The following is a 23,094-nucleotide window of genomic DNA, read 5'->3' as shown; positions in this document are numbered from 1 at the left end:
TCCTTGAGGCCCGGGTCGAGGTCTGATCGAGGCCCGGGTCGAGGCCCGGGTCGAGGCCCGGGTCGGGCTTCCCCGCGAGGTGGGCGGCCGGATGCCCGAATTCGACCGGGCGGCCGGATTGCGGGCTCGAAGCCTTTCGGCCAATTGTTCGACAGCATGGCGATAAGGGAATACCTGATCATTCCCGGTGGGTTACGCTCCGTCGAAACGAGTCCCATTTCGGGAGATACAGGTGGATGATCGGTACGATGGGCACGCCCAGGTTCGCGGGGTAGGCGATGAGAGGCTGAAACATGCTTTTCGGTCGGGTTCCCCGTTTTCGTTGCACGATATTCTCGCCGCCGCCCGGCAGCAGGAATCCGAGAGTACAGCGCCGGTTCCCCGCTTCGTTCCCGCCTTCCGTGCGCTCGCCGAATCGCTGATGGAGGAGGCGGCCCTGACACCCACCGGGGTGGCGGTCGCCCGGCAGCGGCTCGCGCTTTCGCTCGCCAACCAGCTCAGGGTGCGGCGGCTGGTCGAGAGCGGCCGGGTCGATCCCGAGCTCTACGGGAACGACGCCGTCTTCGTCGTGGGGCTGCCGGGCACCGGGCTCCAGTGGCTCCAGCGGTTGCTCAGCCGGCACCCGGGGCTGAACATCCCCTCCGTGTGGGAGGTCGCCCGCCCGAGCACGGAGTGGGCGCCCTGGCGGCGCGATCCCTCGCTCGTCGACCCGTTCGCCGACCGGCTGTGGGAGCGGCCGGGCGGCACCGCCGGTCATCCGCCGGATCCGGGCGCACCGTGCGAGGACCACCTGTTGCTCTCGTACGCGTTCCACGCCCTGTCCGCGCCCGTGGAGTACTGCGTTCCGGGGTACGCGGACTGGCTGGAGTCGCAGGACGCGACCGCCGCCTACGCCTTCCACCGCTGCGCGCTGGCGGTCATCCTGGAGCGGGTCCACGGCGGGAGGCCGGTACTGGTCAGCGAGTTCCACTCGCTGCGGCTCGACGGGCTGCTCTCGGTGTACCCGGGCGCCCGCATCATCAGGGTGCACCGGGATCCGATGGCGTCGCTGGCCAACGTCGCGGAGATCAGCACGCAGCGTCGCCGTGCCTGGTCCGGCCGGGTGGATCCGCGGGCGGTGAAGGCCGAGTGGGCGCGGCGGCTCGGCCGGGCGCTGGCGGGTCCGCAGTGGTACGACGCGTCGGTCGGGTCCAGGGTGCTGGATATCGCGTACGCGGAGCTGGTGGAGGTGCCGCTGCTCACCGTCCGGCGCATCTGCGAGTTCATGGACACACCGCTGCCCAGCAGTGTCGAGCACCGCATGCTGGCGGAGGGCGACCGCTTCGCGGAGGATTTCCCGGGAGACCTTTCCGGGGATTACTTCGGGACCGCCGACGCGCGGCTTCCCGATATCTTCCACGACTATCGAGAGAGCTACTGCCGGCATTGGGGAGTGGGTATGGCGATCCAATGACCGGTCCGGAGTTCCGGAGGTAGAATTCAAATCGGCCAATGAATCCTCTGTTCGTGTTATGATCCGCGCCGGGGGTTGGTTTCGAAATGGAGTCTCCCTCGCCAATGAGGGCGGGTGGGACTGGAAGGTTGGGCCGTGACGACAGTGTCCCGTGACCGCGAAAGTGACATCGAGCTCTGGTGGCAGTTGTCCCGGCTGTCGACGTACATGTCGCAGCTGCTCGAACGCAGACTCATGCGTTCCCACGGCATCGGTCTGACGGACTTCATCGCACTCAGCACCATCCAGCAGTCCGAACCGAGGGTGATGCAGATGCAGGAGCTGGCGGAGGAGATGGGCGTCAACCAGTCGACCCTCAGCCGGGTGGCCGTCCGCCTGGAGCGCAGTGGGCTGGTGAAGCGCACCAACAGCGAGCACGACCGGCGTTTCGTCGTCATCCGCCTCACCGACGTCGGCCGTCGGGAGCTGGAGCTCTACTCGGCCACCTTCACCCAGGAGCTCCACACCGCGTTCGAGATGGCCGCGCTCACCCCGTCGCTCTCCAAGTTCCTCACCCGGATCCGGCCCGGGCAGTAGGACCCCGGGCCACGGAGTCCTCGGGCCTGGAGTCCTCGGGCCTGGAGTCTTCGGGCCTGGAGTCTTCGGACCCCGGAGTCTCCGGGCGTCCGATCCGCCGAGCGTCCGGTCCTCCGGGCGTCCGTTCCGGTGGTCCCGCCCCGCGGGAGTCGGGACCACCGGACCGGAACGTGCGTGCCGTCAGGAGCGCGGTGCCGCCCCGGTCGCGTCAGCCCGCCGTCGTGGCCGGCACGGTCCCGACCGCGACGGTGTTGCCCTCGCTGATGTAGGCGTGCGGGTCGCGGAGCGGGTTGAGTCCGCCGTCCGGGTCGAGGAACGGCTCCCAGTCCCCGTCGAGGCGCGCGGCGACGGCCTGGCCGGCGATCCGCGCGCAGGCCAGCGCGTAGAAGCGCAGCGCGGCCGGCGCCAGCGGCGCGTGGTGTTCGATCAGCACGGTCCGCTGGCGCACCGAGACCAGCCCGGCCCGGTCGAGGTGGCGGTAGAGCTCGCGGGTGCGCACCAGTTGCCGGGCGTACCCAGGGGTGCCGGCCGCCCGGCGGAAGAAGTCGGTGAAGAGGAACGGATCCGCCGGGCGCACCGTGACGAGCGTCGCGTCGAGGTCCTTGACCGCCACGACGCCGCCGGGGCGTACGACCCGGCGCAGCTCCGCGAGCGCCCGCGGCAGCTCCTCCTCGGAGAGGTACTGGGTGGTGTTGGCGCACCAGACGGCGTCGAAGGTGTCGTCCTCGTACGGCAGGGCGAGCAGGTCGCCCCGGCGGGCGTCGACGGGGGGCCGGTCCCCGTGGGCGCGCATCCGGTCGGCGGCGAGCGCGGCGTTCTCCTCCGCGAGGTCGATCGCGGAGATCCTCCCGTCCGGGCCGACCAGTTCGGCCAGCCACGGCAGGAAGGCGCCGGTGCCGCAGCCGGCGTCCAGCACGTGCCAGCCGGGGCGGATGCCGGCCTGGTCGAGCGCGGCCCGGTACTGCGGCGCGCACGCCGCGAAGTGGGCGTCGACGATCTCCTCGTTGGTGAAGCCCAGGCCGGTCGACGCGGCGTAGCCCCAGGACCGGTGGTCCTCGGTCAGCATGTGCCGTCCCCTTCCTCCGTCGTCGCGGTGGATTCGAGCAGTTCGATGAGCAGCCGGGTGGTCAGTTCCGGTGCCTCCAGGGGCTGGAGGTGGCCGACCCCGGGCACGGTGACCAGCCGCCCCTGCGGCAGGGCGCCGGCCATCAGCGCCGCCTCGTCGGCGGTGACCAGTTCGTCCTCCGCTCCGGTGATCACCACGGCGGGTACGTCGGTGGCCCGCAGCACCTCCACGGAGTCCGGGCGCGCGGCGATGGCCTCCTGGGCCCAGGCCACGGCGCGCGGGTCGGCGGCCCTGGACCAGGCCAGGACGTCGGCGAGGGCGCCGGGGCGTTCGGCCCTGGTGGTGGCCCCGAGGAGCAGCGGTGAGGACTGTGCCACCAGGTGGTCCCGCTTGTCGTCGTCGAGGACGAGGCCGGCGAAGGCCCGGCGCCCGGCGGCCTGGTCGGGGGTGTCGGCGGTGGCCCTGGTGGCGAGCAGCGCCAGGGCGCCGACCCGGTGGCGGTGCCGGCGCAGGAAGGCCATCGCCGCGTAGCCGCCCATCGAGCAGCCGACCAGGGCGACGGTCTCGTGGCCCAGGGCGTCGAGCCGCGCGGCCAGGTCGTCGGCGACGGTGTCGAGCGAGGGCGGCCGCTCGCCGAGCGGCTCGGTGCCGAAGCCGCGCTGGTCGGGCACGACGACGGTGTGTCCGCGCTCGCGCAGCGCCGCCGCCTGGGTCTGCCACATGGCGGAGCTCAGCGGCAGCGCGTGCAGCAGCACCACGGGCAGGTGCCGGGCCCCGGTCACGGTTTCGCGCTCCGCTCGGCGGCGGCGACGAAGGCGGCGGCCTCCGGGGAGAGCTCGGTGCCGCGCAGCCAGGCGAGGGTCACCGGGGCGGCCGGGAGGTCGTGGATCGGTACCACCCTGATGTGCGGCGGCACGATGTCCTCGAGCGACTGGACCGACAGGTGCACGGCCAGTGTCTCGGCGAGGATGGCGGCCATCCCCTCCACCGTGGTCATCGGGTGGACCCGGCGGATCGGCGTGCCGGCGGGTGTGCGCGGCGGCACCATCAGGTCCCAGACGTACGGGGGGAAGTCGCCGGGGCAGCTGAAGGCGTCGTAGTCGGTGGTCTCCTCGACGGACACCGCGGGGCGCCCGGCCAGCGGGTGGTGGGCTCCGACGATCACCGCCCGGGCGTCGTGGGCCACGGTGGCGCTGGCGGCGATGTCCGGCTCGTACAGGTCGTACTTGACGATCATGAGGTCCATCGCCCCCTCGCGAAGCGGGCGGAACGGCTCCCGGACGTCGTACGGGACGAGCTCGATCGTCGCGGGGTCGGTACCGGCCGCGGCGATGATGCTCTCGGCCAGGTGCGGGGAGCCGTGGATGCCGAAGCGGACGGGACGGGTGGCGGCGGGCGCGGTGGCCGGCGGGGACTCGGACATGTCAGTTTTCCTCGGTCAGTCCGGCGTATGCCTGGAGCTTGTGGGGGTGGTGGGCGTCGGCGTCGATGCGCAGGGCGGCGAAGGGGACGGTCATGCCGGTCAGGCGCGGCACCGAGTGCAGGGTCAGCCGGTCTCCGGGGCCGATCAGTCCGTCCAGCACCGCCTCGACCAGGAGGTGGTTGAGCTGGACGAGGGCGTGGGAGACGGTGACCCCCGCGGTGGCGACGTACAGCTCGCGCTCGCCCGGGCGGTGCGCCCCGGCGGCCGGGCCGGCCGTGGCGACGGCGGGGACCTCGACGGTGGTCGGCGGCCAGGGGGTGAGCCGGCGCGTGCCGTTGAAGGTCTTCAGCAGGCGCCGCAGGGCCGCGGTGGTCTCGTCCGTGCCGGGCCCGACCCAGGCCGCCGAGCCGTCGGGGGCGATGTGGTCGAAGGCGAACCGCTCGCGCAGGTTCTCGGGCCGCCCGGCCAGGAAGACGGTCCGGGTGAAGGCCCGGCGCCAGGGCCGCGCGCGCTCCTCGGGCACGCGCAGCGCGAAGCGGCAGGTCTCCCGCACCCAGTCCGCGAGCGAGAAGTGCCCGATGACGGCGACCACGACGGCGCCGTCCGCGGTTTCGCCCCGGGCGGTGATCTCGGCCTTGGCCGCCCGCAGGGACTGGGGGGTGGACAGGTCCAGCTGCTCGGAGAGTTCCGGCAGGGTCGCGCGGAGCCGGTCGGCGGCGACGGAGAGCAGGAGTTCCGGTGAGATCGTCATGTGAACACCGTGGTCAGGAGGGAGCGGTCCGGGGGCGTCCGGCCCCGGCGGAGCAGGGAGGAGGTGAGCCGGTAGGGATCGACGTGGGTGTGGTCGCGCCGGTGCGGGGTGAGGGCGGCGAGCAGCGCGTCCCGGTCGGGCAGCGGGGGTGTCTGCGCCCTGCTCAGCAACTGCTCGGCCCGGGCCAGGCTCTTGCGCAGCAGGTCGTGTCGGAAGGACTGCTGCTGGCCGGGGCCGAGGGTGGCGATGAAGTAGAGCCGCAGCCCGAGCAGGCGGGCCTCGGGCGGGTGGTCGTCGCCGACGGCGTGCAGCAGGGCGTCCACCGTGTAGCCGTGCCAGCCGCCGTGCCGGGCCGAGGTGATCCTCCCCTCGATGGGCGTGCGGCCGATGGGCACCCGGTGCACGGTCGGCCCCCGGTCCGACAGCACCCGTTCCAGCAGCTGGTAGTCGGGGTCGAGGTCGCGGTCGTACAGCATCACGATCTCGTCGTACCGGGGCGCGAGCGGCAGCAGCTCGCGCAGCGCGCAGGCGAGGTAGTTGGGGCGCCCGTCGGCGTCGACGATCTGCCGCAGCGGCAGGCCGAACGGGGTGGCGTCGAGGTACACCGGGCCGCCGCAGTCCCGGTGGTCGAGGCCCATCCCGGTGGCGACCAGGTGCTCGATCACCTCTTCGAGGCCGAACTCCGGCGGCTGGTGGGCCAGCAGACCGGGGTCGTGCAGGCCGAGCCGCCGGTAGTGGCCGGACCACAGTTCGAGCACCCGGGTGCTGGCGGGGTGCACGAAGCCGGTGCGTTCGATCGCCTCCTCGTACGGCCGCAGGGCCGCGGCGGCGGGACGGGTGTCCTCCTTCCGGTACCCGACGTAGAGCTCCCCGATCTCCTCCTCCGACAGCGAGCCGTAGTCGGTGTCGCCCCGGGTGCGGTCGAGGAACTCCCAGAAGCCGACGACCTGTTCGGTGCGGTGGTAGGTGGTGTGGCTGTAGCGGAAGGTCACCTCGGCCAGCTGCGCCGTGGCACGGAACATCACGTCCGCCCAGAGCAGGCCCTTGAGGTGGCTGGGGGTCAGCGGTTTCGACGGGGTGATGGTGATCGGCGCCAGCAGTACCCGGCTGGTCGGTGCCATCAGGCTCCCCCTCCGCCGGCGAGGGCGCGCAGCAGTTCCCCGCGGGTCGGTGGCCGCGGGTCCGTCGGGGCGGTGGTGGCGGCGGTGGTTGTGGCGGCGGTTGTGGCGGCGGTGGCGGCGGCGCGCACGCGTGCGCGGAAGGCATCGTCGTCGAGGACCTCGGCCGGGGTGCTCAGGGTCATCAGCATCCGGACCAGTCCGCGCCACACGGTGGCGTCGGTCGCGGCGGCCGCCGCCACCTCGCCCATCGCGGGACGGCCGGGGACGGCGGGCACCGGCGGTGTCGGCGTGCTCCCCTCGGCCCGGGCCTGCCAGAGCCGGCCGCGGGCCAGGCTGTCGTGGACGGCCTGGTCGAACCAGGGGCGCAGCAGCGTGTCGGCGAGGCGGGCCGCGGCCTCGCTCCGGTCGGCCTCCGTCGCCGGACCGTCGTCGAGCAGGTCGGCGGTCCGGAAGGCGTGCGCGAGGGCGAGCGACATGCCGCGCCCGTAGAGCGGGTCGGTGACGCAGACCGCGTCGCCGATCGGGAACAGCCCGAGGACCGGCCGGCCGTCCACCGTGGCCGTGCTCCGCAGGAGGTTGGGCGGCGTGGTCATGGCCCGCACCGGTGTCAGCGGCGTCGCGACCCGCTCGTCGGCCCACGCCCCGACGTGCGGGGAGAGCCGGGCGGCGGCGGTGAGCGCGGCGGGCTCGCGCAGGGCGTCGGTGGGCGGATCGGAGGTCGGCGCCCCGATGCTGATCGCGAAGACGCCGTTGTCTGCCGGGTGCACCACCGCCGCGTAGTGGTCCCAGATCCCGCCGGCCGCGTTGCCCCGGTTGAGCGGTCCCGGCAGGGCGCCGTCCGCCGCGTTCAGCCGGTAGTACCGGGTGAAGGCCCGCAGCCGGGTGGGCGAGCTCAGGCCCTCCGCGACCGTCACCCCGGCGTCGGCCAGCCAGTCGCGGGACCGCGCCCGGCGTCCGGTGGCGTCCACCACGAAGGCCGCGGGCACGTGTTCGCCGCGGTCGGTCACCACGCCGGTCACCCTGGCCCGCCCGGCGTCCAGGAGCAGGCCCCGGACGGAGGTGCCGTGGCTGATCGTCACGCCCGGCAGCGACCGTACGGCGCGGTGGAGCAGCAGCTCCAGGAACGGGCGGCGGGCGGCGAGTGCCACCAGCTGCTCGTCGCCGTCCTGCCTCCGGCGCGCCGTCGTGGGCTCCGCCGCCGTGAGGTCGAGCAGCCGGGCGCCCTCCTCCAGTGCCGTGTCGAGCAGCCGGGGGGCCCGCTCGCGCAGCACCCGCACCCCGAGCGAGGTGAGGATGTGGGAGTGGTCGCCCTGCGGGACGGTCGGCCGGTGCCACAGGCCGGCCGCCTTGCCGGCCGGCCCCTCCGGCGGGGGAGCGGAGCGCTCCAGGATCCGCACCGGGCGGCCCCGTTCGGCGAGGGCGAGCGCGGTGGCGAGGCCCGAGAGGCTCCCGCCGACGATGACGGCGGTCGCGGTCAACGGCGTCGTCCGTGGACGAAGAAGACCCGGCGCACGTCCTTGACGTCACGGGGCGGGACCGGGTCGGGCCAGCGGCCGTAGTCCGCGGTCGCGTCGCCGGGCTGGACGGCCTCGACCTCGAAGCCGTACTGGTCGAACAGGGCCTCCGGCTCGTCGCTGCCGAACAGCCAGGGGCAGCCCCAGCCCGCGAAGACGTCCAGCAGCCCCCGCATGTCCGGCAGGGTCAGGGCCGCGGAGTTGACGAGGTCGGCGGCGATCCGGCTGCCCGGCGCGGAGATCGCGGCCACGCGCTCCAGCATCCGGCGGGTGTCCGCCTCGGGGATGTAGTACAGCAGCCCTTCGAGCAGCCAGGTGGAGGGCAGCTCGGGGTCGTACCCGGCCGCGACCAGCTCGTCCTCCCAGTCGTCCGCGGTGAGGTCGACGGCGACGGTCCGGTGGGCGACCCGCGGTGCGATGCCGGCCAGCCGCTCCTCCTTGAACCGCAGCACCGCCTCCCGGTCGACCTCGAAGTAGCGGATGTGGTCGGGCCACGGCATCCGGTAGGCGCGCGAGTCCATGCCCGAGGGGGCCAGCACGATCTGGGGCATCCGCGGGTCCGCGGCCGCCGTGGTCAGGAAGTCGTCGAAGAACCGGGTCCGGATCGCGTTGTAGTCGGGGGTGCTGGGCAGCGACCGCAGCCGGTCGGGCGGGAAGGTCGCGGTGCGGACCTCGGCCAGCAGCTCGGGGCCGATGTCGCCGGCGAGCAGCGCGGCGTGGGGGTCCTCGTAGAGGCGGTCGGGGCGTCGGGTCTCCGCGGCGCGCAGGGCGGCGGTGAGGAGAGCGGTCCGCTCCACCGGATTCAGCAGGTCCGTCATCTCGTTGCTCCTCGTGGTCGGTCCGGTTCAGACGGCGGGGGTGCCGGTCAGGCGCTGCCAGAGCAGGTCGTCCTGCCGGAACAGGCGGTCCTTGACCTGGGTGGGGCGGACGCCGCCGCCCACGGCGGTGTGCCAGTCGCGGTGGAACGCCTCGGGGGCGAGCGTCAGCAGGGCCGGCGGGGCCAGCCGGTGCTCGGCCCGCGCCCGCTGGTAGCCCGCCGACTCCCGGCGCAGGGCAGCGTCCAGCAGCGCGGTGAAGCGTGCCTTCTCGGCCTCCTGCCAGCGGAGGGTGGGAGCCACCGCGAAGACGTAGCGCAGGGCGGCTTCGTCGGCCGGCTCGACCCGGCAGGCGACGTTGCGCAGACCCAGGCCGGTGCTCTCCAGGGCGGTCCGCAGCGCACGGACCACCTGCGACTCGCGCAGCCGCTCGCCCGCCGCGTCGGAGCGGCCCGCCCGGCCCGCGTACCGCACCCGGGGCGCGCCGTCCGTCACGTCGACCACCTGGACGACGTCGCCGACGGCGTAGCGGTAGAGCCCGCCGACGTGGCTGAAGACGACGTGGTACTCGCGCCCCGGCTCCAGCTCGTGCGGCAGCAGGGTCCCGACGTCCGGGGTGAGGTCGGCGTCGGCGTCCACGAACTCGTACACCGAGGCGGTGGCCACCAGGCTGCCGGCCGAGCCGTGCCGGTCGAGCGGGACGCCCACCGGTCCCTCGGAGGCGGCCACCGGTGCGGGCAGCGCGCTGACCCCGGTGCCGAAGTCCTCGCGCAGCGCGGGCAGGTAGAGCGAGGCCACCCCGGTGGTCCAGCAGAACAGGGCCTGGATCCGGGGCCACACCAGGGCGGGGGTGACGGTGCCGAAGTACTCGGCGAGCCGCTCCAGTTCGGCCGCCCGCGCGGGGTCGGGGCTGCCGTGCCGGACACCGCCCAGGGTGCCGTCGCGCACCTCCCGGACGATCCGTTCCCACCAGAGGTTCAGCTGGTACGGCACCGCCGCGATCATCGCCGGGTTGATGCCGATCAGGCAGCGCAGGTCGCTCTGGACCGCCAGCCGCAGCCGCAGGTACATCTTCTCCAGGTGGTCGCCGGGCGCGACCTCCACCGGGAGGGTGGCCCAGGGGGCCGCCGTGCCCGGCTCGGCCGAGAGGGGCTCGCCGAACTTCTCCCCGAAGTCGACCTGGCTGGCGCCGACGTGCGGGTGGCCGTCGGCGGTGGTGGGGGGAGCGGAGAGCGGGTCGTGCTTGAGGTTGAGCACCGCGTCGGGCCGGTGCGCGACCTCGGGAAAGCTCTCGATCAGGGGTGCCCAGGCCGCGTAGTAGAAGGGGAAGAAGGTGGTGCTCATGAAGCGCCGGGTGATCGGGATCTTCTTGTGCGCGCCGGTGCTGCCGCTGCTGGTGAAGTAGACGACGGGATCGTCGGCCGAGAGCAGGTTCCGCTCCCCGGCGGCCGTCCGCTCGATCAGTGGCGCGTGGGCGGCGTAGTCCTGGACCGGGACGGCCTTGCGGAAGTCGTCCAGGTCGCGGATCCGCCCGAAGTCGTGCTTCCGTCCGAACTCCGTGCCCGCGTTGAACTCCAGGAGGTCGGTGAGCACGTGCCGTTGCCGCTCCCGCAGGTCGGCGAGGGCGGCGCCCAGGCCGTCGCGCTCGGCCAGCACCCGGGCCCGGTAGCGGTCGGCGTGGCCGGGGGAGCCCCAGCCCTGGTCGGTGGTCACGGGGCGAGCACCTCCAGCACGGCGTCCGTCGCGTCCGCGACCGTGGGCTGCTCGTCGATCATCGTCACCGGCACGTGCCGCACCTCTTCCAGCATCAGTTTGCGAAGACTCGTCTGATAGCTCTCGAACCCGTCCCAGTCGGGCAGTTCGCCGAAGTGCTCCAGCGGGTTGAGCCCGGATCCGCCGCCGAGCCGCTGCCACGCGGACGCGGGGGAGACGTCCAGGTAGACCACCGCGCGGGGCTGGGCGAAGGAGCGCCACCAGGAGTACATGGGGTTCTCGTGGACGCCGGCCAGTCGGCACTTGGCGAGGATCTTGTAGTAGTACGAGTCGACCAGGAGCGGCGTCCGCGGGTCCTGCCGCCGCACCTCGTCCCACAGGTGGACCACGGCGGTCTGCAGCAGGCTGGCCAGGAACTCCGGGGAGTAGGAGCTCCCGAGGCCCGGCAGTACGTCCTCGACCACGCCGCGGCGCAGCCGGCCGATCAGGGCGTGCTCGGGCCGGACCAGGTCGCCGTCGGTGGACAGGGTGCGCCAGCCGGGGAGCCGTTCCCCGAGCCCGGACATGACCGAGGACTTGCCGGCGCCGTCCGGGCCCAGCAGGACGAAGAGCGGACGGTCAGTCATCGGCGCCGCCCGTCGTCGGGAGATCGGTGTGGCTCGGGTCGAACACGTCGGCCGCGGGACCGGATCCCGCGGCCGACCGGTGCGGGGCCTCCTCCGGTGGGGGACCCGGAGGGGGCAGGACGTCGGAAGTGGTCATGGAAGAGCACACCTCGTACGTGGAAGGGCTGTTGGGTGGGGGCGCGTCAAGGGGGACGGTTGCTGAGCGTGAGGCGATAGAGGAACTTTCATGCAGAAGGCATGACTAGTCAAGTACTTTCAAATGCATGCGCCTCACGTTATGGTGGCCCGCGGGTGGCGAATGTGGCCGCCCGCGGGAGCTCCGTCGTCAAGCCGCCGGTGAGACAGTCGACCTGACGAGTGATCAGATGTGGTGCGGACTGGTCGGACGGCTCGGCAGTGGACCGGGAGCGGACCGGGAGCGGACCGGGAGGGACAGCGCGCCGCGGATGATCCCGGGGCCGATCCAGCGGAGCGAGCCGAGCGAGTCGAGCGGGACGGCCGGCTCCAACTCCGGTACACGGGAGGGCAGGACGCGCAGCGCGACGACCGCCTCCAGCCGGGCGAGCGGGGCACCCGGACAGCGGTGGACGCCGTGGCCGAAGGCCGGGTGGCGGGGCGGCATCGCGTCGATCAGCCCGTGGGCGATCCGCTCGATCCGCGGAGCCGGCGCGGCCGTCCGGCGGCCGCGGCTCCCCCCTCGGCCCGGCGGCGGATCTCCGCATCGGTCATCTGACGGTCGACGCCCGCCGGAGCGGGCCGGTCCTGCCCGGGACCGCCGGGTGCCCGGCCGGGGCGAGGCCGTCGGCGGCGGGCCGGGACGGGAACGTGACGGAGGACCGTGCCCGGCCCGGCGTTTGACTGAACCCGGTTGTTGAGCCATCTGACTGATGCTCCGGTCGGTGCCCGCGCCGCAGAGTTGCACCAGTGAGGAGCGCGGCCGGAGTCGCGGCCGAGCGCCGGGCCCGATCCCCTTCCCGGCCTTCCCGGCCTTCCCTGCCTTCCCGGCCCTCCCCGCATCCCGCATTCCCGCACGACGGACACGAGGAGTCCTCGATGGCAGTGAACGAGAACCCGAACCGCTCCGGCACCGGCCGACGCCGCTTCCTCGGCCTCGCCGCGGCCGGCGTCGTCGCCGGCCAGGCCGCCCTGTCCGCCCCGGCCCGGGCGGACACCGGTCAGGGAGCCGCGCCGGCCGCCGGCGGGACGGCATCCGGCTGGGCGCCGCGGCCGGGATCCGGCATCCGCCCGTTCCGCATCAAGGTGGCGCAGGGGGACCTCGACGACCTGCGGCGGCGCATCCGGGCGACCCGGTGGCCCGACCGCGAGACGGTCGACGACCGCGGCCAGGGCGCGCAGTTGGCGAGGATGCGGCCGCTGATGGAGTACTGGGGCACCCGGTACGACTGGCGCAAGCTGGAGCGGCGCCTCAACGAACTGCCGCAGTACGTCACGGAGATCGACGGGCTGGACATCCAGTTCGCCCACATCCGCTCCCCGCACGCCGGCGCCATGCCGATGCTGATGACCCACGGCTGGCCCGGATCGATCGTCGAACTGCTGAAGGTCATCGACCCGTTGACCAACCCCACCGCGCACGGCGGTCGCGCCGAGGACGCCTTCCACCTGGTGCTGCCGACCCTGCCCGGCTACGGCTTCTCGGGCAAGCCGACCAGGCCCGGGTGGAACTTCGCCCGCATCGCGCCCGCCTTCCACGAGCTGATGACGCGCCTCGGGTACCCGGAGTACGTCTCGCAGGGCGGCGACCACGGCGCGATCCTCTCCGAGGTGCTCGCCGTCCAGCAGCCGAAGGGGCTGCTCGGCATCCACGTCAACATGCCGGGGACCGTGCCGGACGACATCCTGCGCCGGCTGCGCAACTTCGACCCGACCCCCGCCGGCCTGTCGGTGGAGGAGAAGCGGGCGTACGAGCGGCTGCTGCACTTCTACCGCGACGGCTTCGGCTACGCGGCGATGATGAACCGGAGCCCGCAGACGATCGCCTACTCCCTCACCGACTCCCCGGTGGGCATGGCGTCCTACTACTACGACAAGTTCGCGGAGTGGACGGACTCGGCCGGCGTGCCCGAGAAGGTCCTCGGCTACGACGAGATGCTCGACGCGATCTCGATGTACTGGCTGACCGGCACCGGCGCGTCCTCCTGCCGGCTGTACTGGGAGGGCGCCCAGGCCGGCGGCGGACCGTTCAACGCGGTCCCCATCCCGAAGCTGCCGGTCGCGGTGACGGTCTTCCCCGCCGAGATCTACCCCGCGCCGCGCAGCTGGGGCGAGCGGACCTTCGGCAACATCATCCACTGGAACGAGGTCGACCGGGGCGGGCACTTCGCCGCCTGGGAGCAGCCGCAGCTGCTGGCCGAAGAACTCCGCACCGCCTTCCGGTCGCTGCGGTAGCACGGACCGCCCGCGGCCGCCGCGTCCGGCGGACCCCACCACCCCCCTCTCCCGAAAGCGAGAACACCCCCGTGGAGCTGAAGCTCGAAGTCATCGTCCTGCCCGTCTCCGACGTCGAGATCGCCAAGGAGTTCTACGTCGACACGCTCGGCTTCCGCCTCGACGCGGACTTCCCGATCGAGGAGGGCTACCGGATCGTCCAGGCCACCCCGCCCGGCTCCGCCTGCTCGGTCGTCTTCGGGGAGGGACTGACCGCGCTCCCCGTGGGCTTCGCCCGGGGACTGCACCTGGTCGTGACCGACATCGAGCGGGCGGTCGGGGAACTGGCCCGGCGCGGAGTCGACATCGACGGCCCCTTCCACGACACGACCGGTGTCTTCCACCACGCCGGCGGGACCCACCGGGTGCCCGGCGTCGCCCCGGGACGGCCCAGCTACGGCACCTTCGCCCGCTTTGCCGACCCCGACGGCAACGAGTGGTTCCTCCAGGAGGTCACCCTCCGGGCCCCCGGACGCTGACCACCCATGCCACCGGCCCGGGGCGACCGCCCCGGGCCGGTGGCACCGGCGGTTCGGCGCGGGGTCGGCGGGGGTGGCCGGGGGATGATCGAATCCGTGCAGCTCAGCAGGCCCCGGTGTTCGTAGGATGGGTGGAGCTCCTCCGGGAGGAACCCGTCCCGGAGGTGCCATGCCGCAGCCCGCGAACCACCAGCTGCTCGGGCGTGCCCGGGAGTCGGAGGCACTGGACCGCCTGCTGCGCGAGGTGCGCGACGGGCGCAGCCGGGTGCTGGTGCTGCGCGGGGAGGCCGGTGTCGGCAAGTCGGCGCTGCTCGACCACCTGGCCGGGCGGGCGGGGCAGTGGCAGACCATCCGCGCCGCCGGCGTCGAAGCCGAGTCCGAGTTCGCCTACTCCGCCCTGCAGCAGCTGTGCGCCCCGCTGCTGCCGCGGCTCGACCGGCTGCCGCCGGTGCAACAGGACGCGCTGCGGGTCGCGTTCGGCCTGAGCGCGGGGACCCCGCCCGAGATGCTGCTGGTCGGGATGGCGGTGCTCGGTCTCTTCGCCGAGGCGGCCGCCCGGTCGCCGCTGGTGTGCCTGGTCGACGACGTGCAGTGGCTGGACCTGATGTCCCAGCGGATCCTGGCGTTCGTCGGGCGCCGGCTGGACGCCGAGTCGGTGGCGCTGGTGTTCGCCGAGCGGGTCGCCGACGGCAAGGGCGACGAGGGCCTCTCGGGCCTGCCGGAACTGGTGCTGGGCGGGCTGGCCGACGCCGAGGCCCGGGCGCTGCTCGACAGCGCGCTGCCGGGGCCGGTCGACGCCCGGGTGCGGGACCGGATCGTCGCCGAGACCGGCGGGAACCCGCTCGCCCTGCTGGAGTTGCCCCGGGACCTGTCCCCGGTGGAGCTGGCCTTCGGCTTCGGAGGGCCCGGCGCCGGGCCGCTGGCGACCAGGGTCGAGGACGGCTTCCGCCGGCGCGTCGACGCGCTGCCGGCCGACACCCGCGCCCTGCTGCTGGTCGCGGCGGTCGAACCGGTCGGCGACGGGCCGCTGTTGTGGCGGGCCCTGCGCCTGCTGGGCATCGGCCCCGAGGCCGCGACGCCGGCCGAGGTCGCGGACCTGGTCGCGCTGGGAGCCGCGGTGCGGTTCCGGCACCCGCTGGTGCGTTCGGCCGTCTGGCGCGGCGCGGACGCCGCCACGCTGCGCGCGGCACACCGCGCCCTGGCCGAGGCCACCGACGCCGACCGCGACCCCGACCGGCGGGCCTGGCACCAGGCCCACGCCGCGGTCGGGCCGGACGAACAGGTCGCGGCCGCACTGGCGAGCTCCGCCGACCGGGCCCTGGCGCGCGGCGGCCGGGCGGCCGCCGCCTCCTTCCTGGAACGTGCCACCGCGCTCACCCCCTGCCCGGAGGCGCGGGCGCGGCGGGCGCTGGCGGCCGCGGCGGCCCACGTCGCCGCGGGCGTGCCGGACCGGGTCCCCGACCTGCTCGCCGCGGCCGAACTGGGGCCGCTGGACCGGCTGCAGCAGGCCCAGGCCGGCCGGCTGCGGGCCAGGGCCTCGTCCATGACCGACTCGGGGAGGGGCGCGGTGCGTCCGCTGCTCGACGCGGCGGGCAGGTTCAGGGACCTCGACCCGGTCCTCGCGCGGGAGACCTGCCTCGCGGCGTTCGACGCGGCCGTCTGGGCCGGCCGGTACGACGAGGGCGCGCTGCGGCGGGTCGCCGAGGCCGCCCGCGACCTGCCGCCCGGTGAGGAGGCGGCGGGTGTCCTCCTCGGAGCCCTCGTCGTCTGGACCGTGGACGGCCCGGTCGCCGCCTTCCCGCTGCTGGCGCGGGCGCTGCGCTCCCTCACCGGCGAGGAGGACCCGTCCGTCCTGTGGGCGGCCGGGAACGCCGCCGCGGCGCTGGGGGACCTCCAGGGCTGGCTGGACATCGGCGACCGGGCGATCCGCTCCGCCCGGCGGACGGGAACACTGTCGGTCCTCTCGACGGCGCTGCCCTTCCAGGCGTCCGGGCTGGGCTTCGCGGGGCGTTTCTCCCAGGGCGGCGAACTGCTGGCCGAGGCCGAGGCCCTGGAGAGGGCCACCACCGGCGCGGTGACGCGCACCGCCACGGAGGCGCTGATCAGCGCGTACCGGGGACGGGAACGGCCGGCCCTGGAAGCGATCGAGGCGATGGAACGCGAGGGCGAGCGGCGCGGCCTGGGCCGGCTCGTCGGGGTGGCGGCGTGCGCCCGGGCCGTGCTCCACAACGGTCTGGGCAACTACGCGCTCGCCCTGGAGGCGGCGCTGCGGGGCGTGGAACACCAGGACCCGGTCGTGCACCTGTGGACCTGCGGCGAACTGGTCGAGGCCGCGACCCGGACCGGGGACCAGGCCACGGCGGCCCGGGCGTGCGAGCGGCTCGCCGACTGGAGCCGGGCCGGCACACCGTGGGCCCTGGGCGCGCACGCGGTCGCCGCCGCCCTGACCGGAGCACCCGAGCGGGCCGAGGACCGCTACCGCGAGGCCGTCGACCACTTCGGCCGGGGCGGGCTCGGCGTGTTCGAGGTCCGGGCCCGGCTGCTGCTCGGGGAGTGGCTGCGCCGCCGGAACCGGCGCGCGCAGGCCCGGACCGAGCTGAGGGCGGCGCACGGGGCGGCGGTGGAGACGGGCATGGAGGCGTTCGCCGAGCGGGCCAGGCGGGAGCTGCTCGCCACCGGCGAGACCGTCCGCAAGCGGGCCCTCGACGCACCGGTCCTGACGCCGCAGGAGGCACAGATCGCCCGCCTCGCGGCGTCCGGGCACCCGAACGCGGAGATCGGCGCGCAGCTGTTCCTCAGCCCCCGCACGGTCGAGTGGCACCTGCGGAAGGTCTTCACCAAGCTGGGCATCTCCTCCCGCCGCGAGATCGAGGGTGCCTTCTCCGGCCGGTGAGGCGGGCCCGGCCGGGGGAGGGGGAGCCGGGAGGGCGACGGGGGCGTGACCGCCCTCCCGGCGGTCCCCACTCTCGCCCTCGGCCGGGACCGGCGGCATCGGTCAACTGACGTCGAACGTCCGGACGTTCAGGCGGTCCGAACGGCTCTCCGACTGAGCGTCAGGTGACTGATGCGGCGGCGCCGGTGCGGCGGCCACAGTGATGGCGCCATCCCCGATTCCCCTGATTCCGAGGAGAGATCATGAAACGACGGCTTCCGGCCATCGTCGCGGCCTGCGTCCCGCTGGTCGCCGCGACCGCCGTCCACACGTCGGCGGCGAGCGCGTCGGGGGAGCTCACGCTCACCGCGAGCGCCGCCCCGGTGTCCTTCACCTGTGCCCCGTCCGCGTTCGCGGCCCCGGAGGGCACCGCGGTGGAGTCGGTGACCGCGACCGCCGTCCCGGCCGGCACCTTCCAGGTGCCCGGAGTCCCGCCGCTCGGCGGCGGCTCGGTGCCCGACGTCCCGGCGCACTGCGAGGTGACGGTCACCCTGACCCACCCCGGCGCGAACGACCACGCCAAGGTGAACGTCTGGCTGCCGCAGGCCGGTTGGAACGGCCGCTTCCAGGGCGTCGGCGGCAGCGCCTACTCCGCCGCGGACAGCGGCGCCGGGCTCGCCGCGGCCGTCAAGCAGGGCTACGCCGCCGCCACGACCGACGCCGGTGTCGGCGGGGCGCTGGACACCAGCTGGGCCCTGGACTCCTCCGGGCGCGTCAACACCGCGCTCGTGGACAACTTCGCCTCCCGCTCCGCCCACGAGATGGCGGTGGTCGGCAAGCAGGTGGTGGCCGACGTCTACGGCAGGCCGGCGGCCTACTCCTACTGGAACGGCTGCTCCACCGGCGGCCGCCAGGGCTACATGGAGGCCCAGCGGTACCCGAAGGACTTCAACGGCATCAACGCCTCGGCGCCGGGCATCAACTGGAACCAGTTCGAGATCGCCACCCTGTGGCCGCAGGTGGTGATGAACGAGGCGCACACCTACCCGACCGGGTGCGAGTTCGACGCCTTCGACCAGGCGGCCCTCAAGGCCTGCGACAAGCTCGACGGCATCGCCGACGGCCTGATCGGCGACCCGGGGCGGTGCGACTTCAACCCGCGCCGCCTGGTCGGCACGAAGGTCCTGTGCGAGGGCAAGCAGGTCACCATCACCGAGGCGGACGCCGAGGTGGTCCGCAGGATCTGGGACGGTCCGCGCGACGTGAGCGGCAAGCGGCTCTGGTACGGCCTGCCGGTCGGCGCCGACTTCCGCTACCTGGCGGCCAGCAGGACCGAGAACGGGGTCACCACGGGCGCGCCGTTCTTCGTGCCGTCCGTGTGGGCCGCCACCTTCGTCCGGAAGCAGCCCGGGTTCGACACCTCGAAGCTGACCCGCGCCCAGTTCGACGAGATCTTCCGCAGGGCCCGCGCCGAGTACGACCCGTCCATGGGCACCCGTGACGCGGACCTCTCCGCGTTCCGCGACGCCGGCGGCAAGCTGATCAGCTGGCACGGCGCGGCCGATCCGATCATCCCCACCGGGGGAACGGTCGACTACCGCGAGCGCGTGGACGAGAGGATGGGCGGGACGAGGAAGGTCGACGACTTCTACCGGCTGTTCCTGGCCCCGGGCGTCTCGCACTGCGGCCTGGACGGCGGCAGGAGCGACGACCTGGCCGCGCTGACCGCCTGGGTCGAGCGGGGCAAGGCGCCCGCGGTGCTGCACGCCACCCTGACCACCGCCACCGGTCAGGACGTCGCCCGCGACGTGTGCCGCTACCCGATGGTGTCCCGCTACACCGGCCACGGTGACCCGGCGGCCGCGAGCAGCTTCCGCTGCGTCGACGGCTCGCGCGACTGACCGGCCCGGGGCCGGGCGGCCTGGTGGAGGTACGCCTGTCGATCAGGTCCGATCCCTCCCGGAGGCTCACCGGTGCCGCCACTGTTCCGCGGCCACCGGCCGGACACATCAGTCACATGACGCCGGGACGGCCGGGGGCGCGCGAAAGGCCTTCAGTCATCCGACTGTTCCCGCGCCGCCACCGCTCGGTGATCCTCGAGAGGACCGCCGCGACGCCGGCGGACCGTCGTGCGCGAGCGGAAGGCCTGGCCGTGAAGCAAACCCCCGTCGTCCTGATCCACGGTGCCTGGTTCCACAGGTCCTCCTGGGAGGGCTGGGCCGAACGGTTCACCGCGCACGGCTACGCGGTGTGCGTCCCGGGCTGGCCGGGCGAGGCCCCCAGCGCCGAGCAGGTCCGCCGCGATCCCGGCCCGCTGCGCGACCTCGGCCTCGCCGCGCTCACCGCCCACTACGAGACGGTCGTGCGCTCCTTCGACGACCCGCCGGTCCTCATCGGGCACTCGGCGGGCGGCCTGATCGCCCAGCACCTGCTCGGCGCCGACCTGGGGCGCGCCGCCGTGGCCCTGGCGCCGCTGCCGGCCGGCCCGTCCCGGCATCCGGGCTTCGAGCCGGTGCCGGCCGGCGCGGCCCGGCACCCGGGCTTCGAGGCGCTGTCGCGGGCCCGGTTCCGGCACCTCGTCGCCAACGCGGTCGGCGAGCAGGAGGCCGCGCGGCTGTTCGACCGGTACGCCGTCCCGGCCCCGCTGCGGCTGCTCGCGGACCTCGGGCTCGACCGCGCCGCCGCGGGGACGGCCGCCGCCGTGGTGGACCCGGCCGACACGGGCCGCGGACCGCTCCTGCTGGTGTCCGGCCAGGAGGACCGGATGGTCCCGGACGCCGTGACCCGCTCGGTCTACAAGCTCTACGGGGACTCCCGCGCGGTGACCGATCTGAAGCAGTTCGTCGACCGGGGGCACTCCCTGGTGTTCGACGGCGGCTGGCGCTCGGTCGCGGACCACGTGCTCGGCTGGCTGGCCGGCAACGGCGCCGCGGTCCCGGCCGCACCGCGCTGAGCGCCCGGCCGCACCGCGCTGAGCGCCCGGCCGCACCGCGCTGAGCGCCCGGCCGCACCGCGCTGAGCGCCGGCCCGTCAGACCCGCGGGGCCTCCTCCGCCCGGCTCAGCGCGTCGCGCAGCGCCGCCCGGGCCGTGATGCCCAGCTTGGGGAAGACGCGGTACAGGTGCGAGCTGACAGTGCGCGGCGACAGGTGCATCCGCTCGCCGATCTCCTTGTTCGTCAGACCGCCGGCGGCCAGGTCGGCGATGCGGCGTTCCTGCCAGGTCAGTGAGGCCAGGCTCAGCGCCGAGACCCGGGGCGGGGCGCCGGTGGCGCGCAGTTCGGCCCGGGCCCGCTCGCTCCAGCCGGCCGCGCCGAGCCGCTCGAACGCCTCGGCCGCAGGGACGAGGTACCGCCGTGCCGCCGCCCGGTCCTGGACGTGGCGCACCCGGATGCCGTGCGCCAGCCGGATCCGGGCCAGTTCGAACGGGAAGCGGGCGGCGTCCGGGTGGGACTCGGCCAGCGCGAACATCTCGGCGGCCTCCCGCTCGTCCTCGGCGGTCATCGCCAGCGCGCCGTGGGTGATCAGCGCCAGGCGGGGCGACACCCGCGGCAGTCCGGCGTCGCGGGCGGCGAGGGCGTGCGCCCGGGCCTGCTCGGCGCGTCCGGTGTGCCGGGCGGCCTCGACCAGGTCGAGCAGGGTCCGCGAGGCCTGGTACGCGTAGGGCCGGAAGGTGCCCGGCTGGGTGATGCCGATGGCGTAGAGGTACGCGCTCTCGTAGTCGCCGGAGCCCAGTGCGGCGGTCGCGCCGGCCGAGTCGGCGACCTGGGTGAGGAAGCCCACGCCGCGCGGGCGGGCCCAGGCGTCCACCTCGGCCTGGAGGTCCCGGGCCCGTGCGACCTGCCCGCGCAGCGCGGCGAGCTGGGCCAGGTACGCGCGGCTCTGGGCCGCGAACAGGTGGTGGCCGTGCTCGGTCGCCAGGTGCAGGCCGCGCTGCCCGGTCCCCTCGGCCTCGGCCCACTCGCCGACCGTCATCTGGTCGAGCATGATCTGGTGCAGCATGACCATGCCGGTGGCCATGGCGCCGGTCTCCAGCTCGCGGTCCACCACCCGCTGGAGGTGGGGGCGGTAGTGGCTCAGGACGTCGAGGTGGTACGCGGCCGTGGCGTGCCGGCTGATGTCCCAGGGGTCCAGGTCCGACAGGTCCGCGGCGGTCCGGCGCAGCGGCTCGGCCCAGCCCGCTCCGTGCCTGGTCACGTCGCTCCAGGTGCCGCCGAAGAGGCGGACGCGTTCGGTGACCCGGTCGCCGAGCGAGTCGAGGAGCCCGAGGGTGCTCTCCCAGGCCGCGCGGTCCCCGCTGAACTGACTGATCGCCAGGAGCAGGATCACCAGCCGGGTGAGGACCTCCTGCGGCTCGGCGGAGCCGCCGGCGGCCGCCCCGGCGTCCCGCAGCTTCTCGATCGCGGCGGAGACCTGCCGGTGGGTGGAGCGGACGTCCCCGTCCTGGTAGAGCGCCTGGTAGGCGGCCGCCAGCACCGAGGCCGGCGACGTCGTCGAACCGGGCGCGAGGTTCGCCCGGACCAGCCGGTGCGCCTGGCCGAGGCGGGCGGCGTGGGCGGCGACGAAGGCCGCGTCGGCCAGCCGCCGGGAGCGGCCGGTGTGGTCCTCGCTGAGCTCGGCGGCCCGGGTCAGCCAGGCCACGGCGGCCAGCGCGCCGCCGCGCCGGGTCGCCGACTCGGCCGCGGCCTCCAGGACGCCGGCGACGTCCTCGTCCGGATCGACCGTGGCCGCCGCCAGGTGCGTCGCCCGGCGTTCGAGGTTCTCCCGGTGGACCCGCGCCAGCGCCAGGTGTGCGGCGCGGCGCTGGTTGGGGGTGGCCATCCGCACGACGGCGGAGCGCACCAGCGGGTGGCGGAAGACGAGGTCGCCGGTGACCACCTCGATGTCCAGCAGCCCGGCGGCCACCGCCGGGTCGGCGTCGCGCATCCGGTAGCGGGTGCCGGGGGCGGCGTCGGTGCCGCTCGGGGTACCGGCGCCGTCGAGCGCGCCCTTCAGCAGTTCGGAGCGGACGGGCTCGTCGAGGGCGGCGATGCGGGTGCCGTACAGCTGTTGCAGCCGCCGGGGCAGCGGCACGCCGCGCCGGCCGATCAGCTCCTCGACCGGGAGGTCGCCCGTCCGGCCGGAGAAGTGGGCGGGCAGCTCCAGCAGGGCCAGCGGGTTGCCCTGGGCCTGCTCCAGCACGGCCCGGCGGACCGGCCGGCTCAGCTCCGGGTACCGGTGGTCCAGCAGGCGGGCCGCGTCCTCGTCGGAGAGGGCGGCGACCGGCAGTTCGGGCAGTGCGGCGGTGTCGAACCGTGAGGCGAGGTCGGTGCGGACCGCGACCAGCAGTCTCACCGGGCCGCCCGCCAGGCGCCGGCCGACGAAGCCGCAGACGTCGGCGCTGGCGTCGTCCAGCCACTGGCCGTCGTCGAGGACCAGTGACAGCGGCCGCTGGGCGGCGGAGCGCGACAGCAGGCCGAGCACGGCGATGCCGAGCGTCATGACCGAGGGCGGATCGTCCTGGACCCCGCCGAACACGGCGTCGAACACGGCCCGGGTCCCGTCCTCCAGCCCGGCGGCGTCGGCGAGCAGCGGGTGGAGGAACTGGTGCAGCCCGGCGTAGGGCAGTTCGGACTCCGCCTCGACGCCGGCGGCCCGGACGACGAGGTGGCCCTCCCGCTCCGCCAGCGCGACGGCGTGGCCCAGCAGCGAGCTCTTGCCGACTCCGGCCTCCCCCCGCAGGACGAGGGCCTGGCCGGCGGCGGATCTCACGAACGCCACGAGCTCCGCCTGCTCGTCCTCGCGGCCCACCATCGTCGTGGTGACGGACTTCATGGCCCCCCTGCCCCTTTCTGGTATCGCTCCCGCCGCGCGGCGGCCCCGCCGCAGCGGGGGCCGGTCGGCGTCCACCGGCCACGATCCCGGGACCACGGGCCCGTCGAACCCGTGTCGGACCCTGGTCCGTACCCGGGCCGGGGGCCAGGGGCCGGCTCATTCCCGCTCCGGGTCGTACGGGACCGGTGTGCTTCGTGTACGTCGGCGGGCCGAACTGCCGGTCGGTGTGCGGGGGATGGCCGAGGGCGGCGGGGGTGCGGCGGGTGGCGGGGCGGCGTGCCGGGGTGAATCCCGCGCCGGGACGGGCCAGTTGATCATGAAGGCCCGGGCCGATCCTTGGGTTCAAGGGGTCGTCGCAACACCGCTTGGTTTCAGACGGTGAGTAGATCACGTAGACGCTCGGCTGGGGTTTGCCAGCCGAGCGTG

The 23,094-nt window shown here is 74.5% G+C and carries 18 protein-coding genes; 7 read left to right on the top strand and 11 right to left on the bottom strand.

Features of this window, described 5'->3' with window-relative positions; genetic code table 11:
• The first annotated feature begins 232 nt into the window (after positions 1–232).
• On the top strand, positions 233–1,453 hold the full coding sequence (locus ACFRAR_RS22195) for a sulfotransferase family protein (RefSeq protein WP_380699857.1): 1,221 nt from the start codon (positions 233–235) through the stop codon (positions 1,451–1,453).
• Positions 1,454–1,588: 135 nt separating this feature from the next.
• Complete coding sequence (locus ACFRAR_RS22190) at positions 1,589–2,029, top strand: MarR family winged helix-turn-helix transcriptional regulator (protein ID WP_380699856.1); 441 nt, start codon at positions 1,589–1,591, stop codon at positions 2,027–2,029.
• 208 nt (positions 2,030–2,237) lie between these two features.
• Here the strand turns inward: ACFRAR_RS22190 and ACFRAR_RS22185 are convergent, their stop codons facing one another.
• The 10 genes from ACFRAR_RS22185 to ACFRAR_RS22140 form a co-directional block, all read right to left on the bottom strand.
• Positions 2,238–3,095 carry a class I SAM-dependent methyltransferase gene (locus ACFRAR_RS22185; protein ID WP_380699855.1) on the bottom strand — a complete coding sequence of 286 codons (858 nt, stop codon included), beginning with the start codon at positions 3,093–3,095 and terminating at the stop codon, positions 2,238–2,240.
• Entirely contained in the window at positions 3,089–3,877 is a 789-nt protein-coding gene (locus tag ACFRAR_RS22180) for an alpha/beta fold hydrolase (protein WP_380699854.1), read from the bottom strand. The genes ACFRAR_RS22185 and ACFRAR_RS22180 overlap by 7 nt, the downstream gene beginning before the upstream one ends.
• Positions 3,874–4,518 carry a LysR substrate-binding domain-containing protein gene (locus ACFRAR_RS22175; RefSeq protein WP_380699853.1) on the bottom strand — a complete coding sequence of 215 codons (645 nt, stop codon included), beginning with the start codon at positions 4,516–4,518 and terminating at the stop codon, positions 3,874–3,876. Before ACFRAR_RS22175 ends, ACFRAR_RS22180 begins: the two co-directional genes overlap by 4 nt.
• A gap of 1 nt (position 4,519) precedes the next feature.
• Entirely contained in the window at positions 4,520–5,269 is a 750-nt protein-coding gene (locus tag ACFRAR_RS22170) for a DUF6182 family protein (protein WP_380699852.1), read from the bottom strand.
• Positions 5,266–6,390 carry a hypothetical protein gene (locus ACFRAR_RS22165; protein WP_380699851.1) on the bottom strand — a complete coding sequence of 375 codons (1,125 nt, stop codon included), beginning with the start codon at positions 6,388–6,390 and terminating at the stop codon, positions 5,266–5,268. Before ACFRAR_RS22165 ends, ACFRAR_RS22170 begins: the two co-directional genes overlap by 4 nt.
• A complete protein-coding gene (locus ACFRAR_RS22160; RefSeq protein WP_380699850.1) occupies positions 6,390–7,868 on the bottom strand; it encodes an FAD-dependent oxidoreductase in 1,479 nt (492 codons plus the stop codon). Before ACFRAR_RS22160 ends, ACFRAR_RS22165 begins: the two co-directional genes overlap by 1 nt.
• A complete protein-coding gene (locus tag ACFRAR_RS22155) occupies positions 7,865–8,722 on the bottom strand; it encodes a class I SAM-dependent methyltransferase (RefSeq protein ID WP_380699849.1) in 858 nt (285 codons plus the stop codon). Before ACFRAR_RS22155 ends, ACFRAR_RS22160 begins: the two co-directional genes overlap by 4 nt.
• Positions 8,723–8,749: 27 nt before the next feature.
• Positions 8,750–10,432 (bottom strand): GH3 auxin-responsive promoter family protein, encoded by a 1,683-nt coding sequence (locus ACFRAR_RS22150; RefSeq protein ID WP_380699848.1) that lies wholly within the window; start codon positions 10,430–10,432, stop codon positions 8,750–8,752.
• On the bottom strand, positions 10,429–11,058 hold the full coding sequence (locus ACFRAR_RS22145) for a hypothetical protein (protein ID WP_380699847.1): 630 nt from the start codon (positions 11,056–11,058) through the stop codon (positions 10,429–10,431). The genes ACFRAR_RS22150 and ACFRAR_RS22145 overlap by 4 nt, the downstream gene beginning before the upstream one ends.
• A 361-nt stretch (positions 11,059–11,419) precedes the next feature.
• Complete coding sequence (locus ACFRAR_RS22140; RefSeq protein ID WP_380699846.1) at positions 11,420–11,680, bottom strand: hypothetical protein; 261 nt, start codon at positions 11,678–11,680, stop codon at positions 11,420–11,422.
• A gap of 431 nt (positions 11,681–12,111) precedes the next feature.
• On the opposite strand from ACFRAR_RS22140, the gene ACFRAR_RS22135 reads away from it, so the two are divergent.
• The 5 genes from ACFRAR_RS22135 to ACFRAR_RS22115 all read left to right on the top strand — a co-directional run bounded on the left by ACFRAR_RS22135 (position 12,112) and on the right by ACFRAR_RS22115 (position 19,810).
• A complete protein-coding gene (locus ACFRAR_RS22135) occupies positions 12,112–13,467 on the top strand; it encodes an epoxide hydrolase family protein (RefSeq protein WP_380699845.1) in 1,356 nt (451 codons plus the stop codon).
• Positions 13,468–13,538: 71 nt separating this feature from the next.
• Complete coding sequence (locus tag ACFRAR_RS22130) at positions 13,539–13,985, top strand: VOC family protein (RefSeq protein WP_380699844.1); 447 nt, start codon at positions 13,539–13,541, stop codon at positions 13,983–13,985.
• Between the two features lie 169 nt (positions 13,986–14,154).
• The gene (locus ACFRAR_RS22125; RefSeq protein WP_380699843.1) at positions 14,155–16,878 is read left to right on the top strand and encodes an ATP-binding protein; all 2,724 of its coding nucleotides are present in this window, start codon (positions 14,155–14,157) and stop codon (positions 16,876–16,878) included.
• A gap of 242 nt (positions 16,879–17,120) precedes the next feature.
• Positions 17,121–18,758: a tannase/feruloyl esterase family alpha/beta hydrolase gene (locus tag ACFRAR_RS22120; RefSeq protein WP_380699842.1), complete on the top strand. Its 1,638-nt coding sequence runs from the start codon at positions 17,121–17,123 to the stop codon at positions 18,756–18,758.
• Between the two features lie 251 nt (positions 18,759–19,009).
• On the top strand, positions 19,010–19,810 hold the full coding sequence (locus ACFRAR_RS22115; protein WP_380699841.1) for an alpha/beta hydrolase: 801 nt from the start codon (positions 19,010–19,012) through the stop codon (positions 19,808–19,810).
• Positions 19,811–19,887: 77 nt separating this feature from the next.
• Here ACFRAR_RS22115 and ACFRAR_RS22110 read toward each other — a convergent pair whose 3' ends face one another.
• Entirely contained in the window at positions 19,888–22,668 is a 2,781-nt protein-coding gene (locus ACFRAR_RS22110; protein WP_380699840.1) for an AAA family ATPase, read from the bottom strand.
• Positions 22,669–23,094 lie beyond the last annotated feature (426 nt).

Source organism: Kitasatospora sp. NPDC056651, from assembly GCF_042792155.1.
Lineage (GTDB): Bacteria > Actinomycetota > Actinomycetes > Streptomycetales > Streptomycetaceae > Kitasatospora.
This window is presented reverse-complemented; position numbering and strand designations above follow the sequence as displayed.